General features: G+C 61.8%; 10 protein-coding genes. 3 read left to right on the forward strand and 7 right to left on the reverse strand.

What is annotated here, in order from left to right:
• From A985_RS28905 to gyrA, 3 genes are all read right to left on the reverse strand, one after another.
• On the reverse strand, window positions 1-268 hold a 268-nt coding region (locus A985_RS28905), incomplete at its 3' end, for an aminotransferase class V-fold PLP-dependent enzyme (RefSeq protein WP_232424509.1).
• A gap of 282 nt (window positions 269-550) precedes the next feature.
• The gene (locus A985_RS0103895; protein WP_017232102.1) at window positions 551-1,138 is read right to left on the reverse strand and encodes a DUF2059 domain-containing protein; all 588 of its coding nucleotides are present in this window, start codon (window positions 1,136-1,138) and stop codon (window positions 551-553) included.
• Window positions 1,139-1,277: 139 nt separating this feature from the next.
• Window positions 1,278-3,905: a DNA gyrase subunit A gene (gene gyrA / locus A985_RS0103900; RefSeq protein ID WP_017232103.1), complete on the reverse strand. Its 2,628-nt coding sequence runs from the start codon at window positions 3,903-3,905 to the stop codon at window positions 1,278-1,280.
• A 411-nt stretch (window positions 3,906-4,316) separates the two neighbouring features.
• Between gyrA and ompA the strand changes: the two genes are divergently transcribed.
• Window positions 4,317-4,982, forward strand: a complete 666-nt coding sequence (ompA, locus tag A985_RS0103905; RefSeq protein WP_017232104.1) for an outer membrane protein OmpA — start codon at window positions 4,317-4,319, stop codon at window positions 4,980-4,982.
• A gap of 109 nt (window positions 4,983-5,091) precedes the next feature.
• Here the strand turns inward: ompA and A985_RS0103910 are convergent, their stop codons facing one another.
• Entirely contained in the window at window positions 5,092-5,880 is a 789-nt protein-coding gene (locus A985_RS0103910; RefSeq protein ID WP_017232105.1) for a hypothetical protein, read from the reverse strand.
• Window positions 5,881-6,167: 287 nt separating this feature from the next.
• On the opposite strand from A985_RS0103910, the gene A985_RS0103915 reads away from it, so the two are divergent.
• The gene (locus A985_RS0103915; protein ID WP_017232106.1) at window positions 6,168-6,638 is read left to right on the forward strand and encodes an EVE domain-containing protein; all 471 of its coding nucleotides are present in this window, start codon (window positions 6,168-6,170) and stop codon (window positions 6,636-6,638) included.
• 186 nt (window positions 6,639-6,824) lie between these two features.
• On the forward strand, window positions 6,825-7,532 hold the full coding sequence (locus A985_RS0103920; RefSeq protein ID WP_017232107.1) for an SIMPL domain-containing protein: 708 nt from the start codon (window positions 6,825-6,827) through the stop codon (window positions 7,530-7,532).
• Window positions 7,533-7,639: 107 nt separating this feature from the next.
• Here A985_RS0103920 and A985_RS0103925 read toward each other — a convergent pair whose 3' ends face one another.
• The 3 genes from A985_RS0103925 to A985_RS0103935 all read right to left on the reverse strand — a co-directional run.
• The gene (locus A985_RS0103925) at window positions 7,640-9,172 is read right to left on the reverse strand and encodes a malonyl-CoA synthase (RefSeq protein ID WP_017232108.1); all 1,533 of its coding nucleotides are present in this window, start codon (window positions 9,170-9,172) and stop codon (window positions 7,640-7,642) included.
• Between the two features lie 67 nt (window positions 9,173-9,239).
• Window positions 9,240-10,040: an enoyl-CoA hydratase/isomerase family protein gene (locus A985_RS0103930; RefSeq protein WP_017232109.1), complete on the reverse strand. Its 801-nt coding sequence runs from the start codon at window positions 10,038-10,040 to the stop codon at window positions 9,240-9,242.
• A 49-nt stretch (window positions 10,041-10,089) separates the two neighbouring features.
• Window positions 10,090-11,237: malonyl-CoA decarboxylase domain-containing protein (locus tag A985_RS0103935; protein WP_017232110.1), on the reverse strand; the 1,148-nt coding region annotated here is incomplete at its 5' end.

Raw genomic sequence — 11,237 nt, forward strand, 5'->3', positions numbered from 1 at the left:
CGCCCAACAGGTTCATCGGGATGAGCGCGTTCTCGGCCAGCGCGCCGCCCTGCATGAACAGAATCCGGTAGTTCTCCGGCACGGCGAGCAGCTCACGCAGATCGGCCTGCGCCTGCGCCAGAATGCTCATGAACTCACGTCCGCGATGGCTCATCTCCATCACGCCCATACCGGCGCCGTGCCAGTCGAGCATTTCCTCGGCAGCCTGTGCCAGCACCTCGGCCGGCAGCGCCGCCGGACCGGCCGAAAAATTGAAAGCGCGCGTCATAATGTTTTGCCACGGTAAAAGTGAAACGCAAGCCGACGGACACTGCCCCGTGCGGCTTGCGTTTCACGTCTGACGATGACTCGTTTGCGAGGCGGCGAAGACCCACTATACCGCCAGATGCCTTCGACGTGCGGGTGTCCGCCCCAATTCCGCCGCTGGACGATGGCTTTGCCGGAAAATTCCGAGCAAAACCCGGCAGTTCACACCGTCAATGCAAAATGGCCGTTTGCGATCGCTCGCAAACGGCCATTATCGGTCAATCCCAGCGGGACCGGCCGAAATTTACTTCTTGGCCGGCGCCTTCGGTGCCGACTTGGCAGCCGCGGCAATCTCTGCGTCCGCTTGCTTGCTGGTCGCGTCGATCGATTGCGGCATGTACTTCTGCATCAGACCGCCAACGACTTCCTGGCCAACCTGATCCTGCACCTTGATGTACTTCTGGCCGACCGCGCTCTTGTAAAACGCCGTCAGACCCTTGATTTCGTCGGTGGTGTAGAACTTGCCATAAGCCGCGTATTGCGCTTGCACGGCATCGTTCTTGAACGCGTCGGAAGTGAAGACCTTGCCTGCCCCCTCGACGAGCTTTTGCACCGAGCGCTCTTGCAGCGTCGGCACAATGGCCTGCTTCTGCGCATCGCTCATCGTCTTGTTGGCGACCAGTTGGCGTTCGAGCACTTGCGGCGCCAATTGCTTCGCCTGTTGCTGCGCGCCGTCACCGATGGCAGCGACGAGCTTATTCGCGTCGATGGCGTCGAGCAGGTCCTTGATGGCGGCCTTCTTGTCGGCATCGATCGGGGCGCTTTGTTGAGCCATCGCCATTGCCGGCGCTGCGAGCAGCAGCCACATCCACTTCTTGACGTTATGTTGCATAGTAATAGTCACTCCAAAGTTCGCCGGCTTTGTCCGGCGATAAATAGATGCATCCTCGCCTGGGCACTTCACTGCATCGAGCCAGATTCTACTGACTTTTCGGGGTAATGCGCCCGCAGCTTACATCGCGTTACGTCAGTCATGATTCCGTGACATCCGCTTCCGGCGTCTCGTCGCCATCTTGAGCATCACCGCCATTCTCCGCGATTTCGGCATCGGACTCGACGATGCGTTGCAGGCCCGAAAGCGTCGTGCCTTCGTCCAGGCTGATCAGCGTCACCCCCTGCGTGGCCCGGCCCATTTCGCGAATTTCCGACACGCGCGTACGGATCAGCACCCCGCCGGTCGTGATCAGCATGATCTCGTCATCCGGCTCGACCAGCGTCGCCGCGACCACCCGGCCGTTGCGTTCGCTCGTCTGGATCGCAATCATACCCTTAGTGCCACGGCCGTGGCGCGTATATTCGGTGATCGACGTGCGTTTGCCGTAGCCGTTTTCGGTCGCCGTGAGCACCGACTGCTGCTCGTTCTCGGCAACCAGCAGCGCGATGACCGTCTGCCCGTCTTCGAGCTGCATGCCGCGCACGCCACGCGCTTCGCGTCCCATCGGACGCACATCGTTTTCGTCGAAACGCACCGCCTTGCCGCTGTCCGAGAACAACATGACGTCGTGGGCACCGTCGGTGATGGCCGCGCCGATCAACACGTCGCCGTCATCGAGATTCACCGCGATGATGCCCTTCTTGAGCGGACGGCTGAAGGCCGTCAGCGGCGTCTTCTTGACCGTGCCCAGGCTCGTGGCCATGAACACGAAGCGATCTTCCGTGTATGCCTTGACCGGCAGCACCACGTTGATCTTCTCGCCGTCCTGCAACGGGAACATATTGACGATCGGACGCCCGCGCGAGGTTCGTGACCCCTGCGGCACTTCATAGACCTTGATCCAATACACGCGGCCGCGATTCGAGAAGCACAGAATCGTATCGTGTGTATTGGCAATGAACAGCGTGTCGATCCAGTCGTCGTCCTTGGTCGCGGCCGCCTGCTTGCCTCGGCCACCGCGCTTCTGTGCGCGGTATTCGGACAACGGCATCGACTTGATGTAGCCCGAGTGCGACAGCGTAACCACCATGTCCTGCGGCGTAATCAGGTCTTCGGTGTCGAGTTCGGTGGCGTTGTGTTCGATGGTCGAACGACGCTCGTCGCCGAACTCGGCGCGCACGGCCGTCAGTTCGTCGCCGATGATCGCCGTCACGCGTTCAGGGCGCGCCAGGATGTCGAGCAGGTCGGCGATCTGGGCCATCACTTCCTTGTACTCGGAAACGATCTTGTCCTGTTCCAGACCGGTCAGGCGCTGCAGACGCATCTGCAGAATTTCCTGCGCCTGCGTCTCCGACAGACGGTAGAGTCCATCGGCCTGCATGCCCACGGCGGCGTCGAGCCCTTCCGGACGGTAGGCCGCACGGCCGCCCCGCGTATCGCTTTCGGCCCGCGCGAGCATGTCGCGCACGACCGACGAATCCCACGCCTTTTCCATCAACGCGGCCTTCGCGATCGGCGGCGTCGGTGCCGCCTTGATGATCGCGATGAAGTCGTCGATATTAGCAAGCGCTACCGCCAGACCTTCAAGCACATGCCCACGCTCACGGGCGCGACGCAGTTCGTAGATCGTGCGGCGAGTAATCACTTCGCGGCGGTGCGCAAGGAAGTGCACCAGCATTTCGCGCAGGTTCAGCAGCTTGGGCTGGCCGTCGACCAGCGCCACCATGTTCATGCCGAACGTGTCTTGCAGCTGCGTATGCTTATAGAGATTGTTGAGCACAACCTCGGGTACTTCGCCGCGCTTGAGTTCGATCACCACGCGCATGCCGCTCTTGTCGGACTCGTCGCGAATGTCGGAAATCCCTTCAATACGCTTCTCGTTGACCAGCTCGGCAATACGCTCGAGCAGTGAGCGCTTGTTCACCTGATACGGCAGCTCGTCGACGATGATCGCCACGCGCTGGCCGCGATCGATGTCTTCGAAGTGAGTCTTCGCTCGCATCACCACACGACCGCGACCGGTGCGGTAGCCCTCGCGCACGCCGGAGATGCCGTAGATGATGCCGGCCGTCGGGAAATCCGGGGCCGGAATGATCTCGATGAGTTCGTCGATGGTGGCTTCCGGGTGCTTGAGCACGTGCAGACAGCCTTCCACGACTTCGTTGAGATTGTGCGGCGGAATGTTCGTGGCCATGCCGACCGCAATCCCCGACGAACCGTTGAGCAGCAGGTTCGGGATGCGGGCCGGCAAGATCAATGGCTCTTTCTCGCTGCCGTCGTAGTTCGGACCGAAGTCGACGGTTTCCTTGTCGATGTCCGCGAGCAGCTCGTGGCCGATCTTGGCCATGCGCACTTCGGTGTATCGCATGGCAGCGGCGTTGTCGCCGTCGACCGAGCCGAAGTTCCCCTGCCCGTCGACCAGCATGTAGCGCAGCGAGAACGGCTGCGCCATACGAACGATGGTGTCGTATACAGAGGCGTCGCCGTGCGGGTGGTACTTACCGATGACGTCACCGACGATACGTGCCGATTTCTTGTATGCCCGGTTCCAGTCGTTATTCAACTCGTGCATGGCAAACAGTGCACGGCGGTGCACCGGCTTCAGGCCGTCGCGCACGTCTGGCAGGGCGCGGCCGACGATCACGCTCATGGCGTAATCGAGATACGACCGCCGCATTTCTTCTTCAAGCGAAATCGGGAGAGTTTCTTTGGCGAACTGATCCATTATTCGTATCTATCAAACCCTAATCGCGATAGGCGGTTGCCGGCGATATGATCTTAAGATTCTAACATGCCCGTCATTGGCATCCGAAACGAGCGTGATGCGATGCACAAGACATGTCCGGCATACCAAAACGATCGATGACGACGAAGAATGAAACGGTTGGCGAGGGGCCTCAAAAGGTGTTGCGCTCACACCACAACTGCGCCACGACGGGCGGCAAACTTGGGGTTTTGCTCACGGGTGGCGGAAGCGCTATGGCAAAATGCCGTGGCATAAGTTAGACATTATTCGAAGTGCATGGGCCATGCTTTGACGCAAAGGCCGATGTTATACTTCGAGCGATGTAAGACTTTGGTACCGTCGTCTAGGCTCGCAGTAACCCTGCGGTAATCTCATTTCGAGAGGAGAAATATGAATAAATTCGCTAAGCTCGCGATCGTTGCAGCTACCGCAGTGATGGCTGCTTCGGCTATGGCTCAAAATTATGTCCAGACCGCTCCGGGTCCGATCGCGGCCTCGAAACAAGCTGTCAACGACAACTGGGTTAACGGCAGCGGCGAGTGGGTTTGGAAGAACGGCTCGGACGAACTGTGCTGGCGCGATGCCTACTGGACCCCGGCCACGGCCAATGCCAAGTGCGATGGTTCGATCATCGCCCAGGCACCGGCTCCGGCACCGGCTCCGGTTCCGGTCGCTCCGGTCTCGCAGAAGGTGACGTACCAAGCTGACGCCCTGTTCGATTTCGACAAGGCCATCCTGAAGCCGGAAGGCAAGGCCAAGCTGGACGACCTGGCTGGCAAGGTTCAAGCACTGAACCTGGAAGTCGTGGTTGCCACGGGCTACACCGACCGCATCGGTTCGGACAAGTACAACGACCGTCTGTCGCTGCGTCGCGCTCAAGCTGTGAAGGCCTACCTGGTCAGCAAGGGCGTTGAAGCCAACCGCGTCTACACGGAAGGCAAGGGCAAGCGCAACCCGGTCACGACCGGTTGCAACCAGAAGAACCGCGGTCAGCTGATCAAGTGCCTGGCACCGGATCGCCGCGTGGAAGTCGAAGTCGTCGGCACGAACAAGTAATACGGTTCTCACCGACTACGAAAAAACCCCGCCTCGGCGGGGTTTTTTTTCGTCTGCCGCGATCGGATCCGTCATCCGAACCGTCGCGAGGCTCCGACAATCGGCACCCTCACGCCTCGCTGCCCAGTTGCGGATACTGCCGGCGCACCATAAAGCTCAGCAGCGCCTTGACCGGACGGTCGCGCCACCACGATCCCGTCTCCAGCGGCTTGAACATCATGCGCGTGGCCGCCTCGACAGGCATATACTGCTTCATCACATCGCCCGACATCGCCAGGAACGCGTCCCAGGTCATCGTCTCGAACGGCGGCGGTGTGCGCCAGAATCGATTGAGCGGCTCGAACGCGAACGCAATGTCCTCGTCGCGCACCAGTTCGCTGCGCTCGACCATGGTTCTCAGCCGCCGGATCACCCCGCGCTGCTCCACCGCGTTGTACCGATCGAATGTCTTGCGGAAATAGCGATAGTGGCCGACCTCCTCGTTGCTCAGCTTGTGCATCATCTGCTTGAGTTCCTCGACCGGCATATAGGATTCCAGGCAGCGGTAGATCATGGCCGTTTGCGTCTCGGTCACGCAGCGTGAAAGCGCCTCGAGGGCCAGCGACGGCCGCATGTGCTGCACATCGCACCGCGGCTTATAGCGTTCCAGAAATGCGTCGTACGCCGGCGCCCAGTCGAACTCGGGCCAGACACGCGCGATGTAGTCCTTGGCGAGCCGCCCGTGCTCGACTTCCTCGGGCAGCCAGGTATCGCGCAGCCACGTTCTCATCTCGTCGTCGTCGCCATACATCTGGTTGAGCGTGGAGACGAACTCCGGCACGCTGGTCTCGATGAACGACACCGTCGCGAGGGAATAAAAGATGAACGCATTGGTTCGAACAGACGGCTCTGCTGCCATGACACGCTCCTATCGGCATAGGGGGTTGAACATGTATCGCTCAAGCACGTACGCGCGACCTGTGTGAATGGCGGGTTGACAAGCGCATCGAGCACTTGCCCGTTGCGAGATCGGACAGGGCACTCCGCCAACCGGTCACATCAATCGTCACACGAAGATCACAAACGCATAGTATAGGATTTGGCCAAGGATCGCAGCGCAGCAACCCATCCATCCAAAATGCGTCGATTTTTGGTCAATTTGAGCGATGTTTGCTACCGTTACAACAACTTTAACTCTGAAACGGCATGACGCAACGTTACTGGTTGATGAAGTCCGAACCCGAGGAGGCGAGTATCGACGATCTCGCCAGCGCGAAGCACCAGACCCTGGCGTGGACGGGCGTGCGCAACTATCAGGCACGAAACTTCATGCGCGACGAGATGCGCGTGGGCGACGGCGTGCTCTTCTATCATTCGAGCTGTGCGGTGCCCGGTATCGCCGGACTCGCAACGGTGGCGTCGACGCCCTATCCCGACCCTACCCAGTTCGACTCCAAGAGTCCCTATTTCGATCCCAAGTCGGCGCCGGAATCGCCACGTTGGCTGCTGGTCGACGTCAAACTGGATCGCAAGACACGCCTCATGCCGCTCACGGAAATGCGTCAGACGCCGGAATTGGACGGCATGTTGGTCCTCGCCCGCGGCAACCGTCTCTCGATCACCCCCGTGGCGCCCAAACACTGGAAGTTCATCACCCGGCATCTGCTTGAAGACTGAAAGTGTCGGGGGAACCAACCCGGTTGCGATAGCGTCTGTATCAGGTTGCCGACACCGGCATAGCCTGTGGCCATGACCGCATGACACGCCATCATGTGGCGAGCGTCATGCCGCGAAGGCCGCGCGAGCGACCGGTCAACCGTTCGCCACGCCCAGGCGAACTCTCACTCGAAAAAGGACAATACGATGCGCAAATCTCTCGCTGCCGCGCTGCTGATCGCCACCGCCGCCAATGTCGCCTACGCCCAGTCGGGTGAAGATGCCAACCGTCAGGTCTCGGGTGTACTGGGCCTTGAAGCGCACGCCACGAAGGAAGTCGAGCAGGACACCGTTCACATCACGATGTCCGCGCAGGAGCAAGGCGCCGACGCCGCGACCGTGTCGCGCAATCTCACGCAGAAGGCCAACAGCGCGATGTCCGTGGCCAAGGGCCAGAATGCCGTGCAGGTTCAGACCGGTAGCGTCTCGCTCTACCCGACGACCAACCGCGACGGCAAGATCACCGCATGGCGAGGCCGCACCGAACTGCAAATGACTTCGAAGGATTTCGGTGCCGCATCGCGTCTCGCCAGCCAGATCTCGAACCAGATGCAGATGGACGGCGTGTCGTTCTCGCTCTCGCGTGAAGCGCAGGAGAAGACCCAGGCCGAGCTGACGAATCAGGCCATCCAGGCGTTCCGCGATCAGGCGCAGAACAACACGAAGGCCTTCGGCTACAGCAGCTACACGATCCGTCAGGTGCAGGTCGGTGCGAACGCGCCGATGATGCCGCGTCCGTACGCGATGAAGGCAATGGCCATGAGTGCGGGCGCCGACGCCGCGCCGCCGATGCAGCTCGAAGGCGGCAAAACGCAGGTGACCGTGACGGTCTCGGGTACGGTGCAGATGAAGTAAGCCGCGCGGGCCCGCACGTTGTTAGGTGAGTTATCATGCCGCCCCGTCGAGGGCGGCATTCTTTTACGTTCAATATTGGATGACCGACGCGCGATGCTGCATCGCGCTTACTTGAAGCGCTCCCGCAGCAAGTTCTTTTGCACCTTGCCCATCGTATTGCGCGGCAATTCGGCGACGACGTGCACACGCTTGGGCACCTTGAAGTTAGCGATACGCTGCTTGAGCGTGTCGATGACCGTTCGTTCGTCGGGTGCCTTTGCACCGTCGCGCGGCACGATGACGGCCACCACCGCCTCACCGAAGTCCGGGTGCGGAACGCCAATCACCGCCGACTCGGCCACGCCGTCCATCTCGTCAATGAAGCCCTCGATTTCCTTCGGATAAACGTTGTAGCCGCCCGAGATGATGAGATCCTTCGAGCGACCGACGATGTGCACATAGCCCTGCTCATCGAACTTTCCAACGTCGCCCGTCTTGAAGAAGCCGTCGTCGGTGAACTCTTCTGCGGTCTTCTCCGGCATGCGCCAGTAGCCGGCAAACACGTTCGGCCCCTTGACCTGGATGTGACCGATCTCGCCCGACCCGCATGGCTGTGCGTCGTCGCCGACCACGCGTACCGTCACCCCCGGCAGCGGCACGCCAACCGTACCCGCGCGGCGCACGCTCGCCGCATCGCCGCGATACGGGTTCGAGATGAGCATGACCGTCTCGGACATGCCGTAACGCTCCAGAATCGTATGGCCGGTGCGCTCGCGGAAGGCGTCGAACGTCTCGCTCAACAGCGGTGCCGAGCCAGAAATGAACAGCCGCATGTTGCGACACGCCTCGCGATCGAGCCCCGCCTCCGCCAGCAACCGGACGTAATACGTCGGCACGCCCATGAACACCGTGGCACGCGAAAGTTGATGCAGCACTTCACGTGCATCGAACTTCGTCATCCAGATCATCTTGCTGCCGGAATACAGCGCCGCATGGCTCGCGACGAACAACCCGTGCACGTGGAAAATCGGCAGCGCGTGCAGCAGCACGTCGCCGCCCTCGCGCTCGCCCCATCCCCAGAACTCGTGCAACACGCGCGCGTTGCTCGCGAGGTTGCCGTGAGAGAGCATGGCCCCCTTGCTGCGGCCCGTCGTGCCCGACGTGTACAGAATGGCGGCGAGATCATCTGGCGCACGCGGCACCGTCTCGAAGGAGTCGTCGAACCACGCCGCGCGCTCCAGCAGCGAACCCGTACGATCGTCGCCGAGCGTATAGACGTGCTTCGCACCGTTCGTGAACGCAACCTTCGACACCCAGCCGAAATTTGCCGGACTGCACACCACGACATCCGGCGCGGCGTTCTCGACGAAGTAAGCGATCTCGCCCTCGCGATATGCCGTATTCAGCGGCAGATACACGAACCCCGCGCGCAAGGTGGCGAGGTAGAGCAGCAGCGCCTCCGGCGACTTTTCGACCTGCACGGCAATACGTGCGCCAGGTGTCAGGTCGAGACTCGCGAGCAGGTTCGCCATGCGAGCGCTCGCGCGCTCGACGTCGTCCCAACTGTAATAGAGCCCTTCGGGCGTCTCGATCGCGCACGCCGATTTATCGGCGGGAAAACGCTCGGCAAAAAGTCGGTAGAGATTGGTGTCTTGCGTCATAAACAGAACCGGATTTGAAACAGTGGATGCGTTGACTGGAAAAAAAGCAGCGACGACGTGGCGTCGCTCACCGCCCCAAAAAGTCAGGCGGGCGCTTCTCGAGGAATGCCGCCACCCCTTCGCGGTGATCGTGCGAATCCCAATACGAAAACGCATTTTGCCATTCGGCCTCGGACAACGGCGGCACGGTCGGTGCCAACCGGGCGATCAGCCATTTGTTCAGTTGGGCGGCCAACGGCGCGCCGGCGGCGAGACGCCGCGCGCACGCATAGCCCTCGTGTTCCACCGCGTCGTCGGCCACCACGCGCGTAAGCAGTCCTTTCTCGCGCGCCTCCGCCGCGCCAAAGACGCGCCCCTCCAGCAAGATTTCGAGCGTTGTCGCGCGGCCTGCCAGGGCGAGCACGCCGCGCAGTTCGCCGGGCGCCATTGGAAAGCCGAGCTTGTTGATCGGCACGCCGAAACGAGCGCCCTCCCCGGCAATGCGCAAGTCGCAATGCGCCGCGATCTCCAGGCCGCCGCCCACGCACACCCCCTCGATCAGCGCGACGCTCGGATGCCGGCAATGTGCCAAGGCGTCGAGCGTCGGCCCGATGACCTCGCCGTGATAGCGCCGCAGCGCGTCGTAGCTGCCGCGCTCGAGCGGAAACTCTTCGATATCGGCGCCGGCCGCGAAGTGACCTTTCGCCCCGCGAATAACGATGGCGCGCACGCGCGCGTCCTCGTCGAGCGCTTGCAGATGCGCGCGCAGGGCACGCCACATGGCGACCGAAATCGCATTGAGCTTGCCGGGATTCGACAGCGTCAACGTGACCCATCCGTCGTCAAGCGAACGGTCATCGCGCAGGACTTCACTCACGCGTTCCTCCATGCGGTTGATGGGCGTGGATACTGGTTTGCATACCAAAGCGTCGTCATGTTCAGAGCAGCCTCGCCACGGCGCGCCCGAGCGCGGGTTCGCCGTCGATGAGACGTTGAAGGTTGGCGTCGAGTTCGTCGGACTCGTAAAGATAATTGACCATCATGCCGCACGACTGCTTCGCGCCCTTCTTCGAAAGATCGGCATGCCAGTTGATGCGCTCCACGCGCGCGCCGTTGCCCAGATGGAACCGCGCAACCGGATCGCGCGGCTGTCCCCGCACGGTTTCGCGCGCCAGATAGTACGCGGCCAGCGCTTCGCCAAGACTGCGCTGCGATGCTTGCGCGCCCTTGCGCTCGGCAGAGGCCTGCAACCACGCCACCATCTGTGCTCCGGAAACATCGGGCGCCGGCGCCCCCTCCTGCCCCAGCAGTTTCGCGCGCTTTGGGCCAAGCACTTGCACAAGCGCCAGGGTCGACAGCGACTTGAGCCAGTCGTTGAACCCCGGAATCGGCGAGAGCGTCGCGAAATTGCGCAGCTTCGGAAAATCGACTTGCAGTTCGTCGATCACGCGCTTGAGCAGGAAGTTGCCGAAGCTCACCCCGCGCAGGCCGGGCTGCGTGTTCGAGATCGAATAGAAGATCGCCCAGCGCACGCGACGCAGATCCTCGAGCGGCGCCTTCTCGTCGAGCAGCGAATGCACGTCGGCGGCCATCTCGGGCACAAACGCCACTTCAACGAAGATCAGCGGCTCGCGCGGCATGCGCGGATGAAAGAACGCATAGCAACGGCGATCAGAATCGAGCCGGTTGCGCAGATCCGCCCACGACGAAATCTCATGCACCGCTTCGTAGCGCATGAGCTTTTCGAGCAGCGACGCCGGCGAATCCCACGTGATCGGATGCAATTCCAGCAGTCCGACGTCGAACCATGTCGAAAAGAGACTGCCGAGATCCTCTTCGAGCGCCGCGAGTCCGGGCAACACCGCGCGGTGTTCCAGCATGTCGGCGCGCCAGCGCACGAGGAACGGCAGGCCATCGGGCAGCGCATTGAAGCGCTTGAGAAAGCGCACACGCGCACTGCCGAGCGCACCGGCCAACCCGCTGGCCGCGCGTCTGGCACTGGCACCGTCGCCGTCCCTGCCGACCTCGGCCCCCGGGGAGCCGTCGCTCGCACAAGCGTCGGCGACGACCGCGAGCAGCGCCAGTT

This window comes from Pandoraea sp. B-6, assembly GCF_000282835.1.
In the GTDB taxonomy this organism is placed as follows: domain Bacteria; phylum Pseudomonadota; class Gammaproteobacteria; order Burkholderiales; family Burkholderiaceae; genus Pandoraea; species Pandoraea cepalis.

Excerpts from the sequence above, each read along its gene's own strand:
- A985_RS0103895 (WP_017232102.1), bottom strand. The coding sequence starts at position 1,138 with ATGCAACATAACGTCAAGAAGTGGATGTGGCTGCTGCTCGCAGCGCCG.
- gyrA (WP_017232103.1), bottom strand. The coding sequence starts at position 3,905 with ATGGATCAGTTCGCCAAAGAAACTCTCCCGATTTCGCTTGAAGAAGAA.
- ompA (WP_017232104.1), top strand. The coding sequence starts at position 4,317 with ATGAATAAATTCGCTAAGCTCGCGATCGTTGCAGCTACCGCAGTGATG.
- A985_RS0103910 (WP_017232105.1), bottom strand. The coding sequence starts at position 5,880 with ATGGCAGCAGAGCCGTCTGTTCGAACCAATGCGTTCATCTTTTATTCC.
- A985_RS0103915 (WP_017232106.1), top strand. The coding sequence starts at position 6,168 with ATGACGCAACGTTACTGGTTGATGAAGTCCGAACCCGAGGAGGCGAGT.
- A985_RS0103920 (WP_017232107.1), top strand. The coding sequence starts at position 6,825 with ATGCGCAAATCTCTCGCTGCCGCGCTGCTGATCGCCACCGCCGCCAAT.
- A985_RS0103925 (WP_017232108.1), bottom strand. The coding sequence starts at position 9,172 with ATGACGCAAGACACCAATCTCTACCGACTTTTTGCCGAGCGTTTTCCC.
- A985_RS0103930 (WP_017232109.1), bottom strand. The coding sequence starts at position 10,040 with ATGGAGGAACGCGTGAGTGAAGTCCTGCGCGATGACCGTTCGCTTGAC.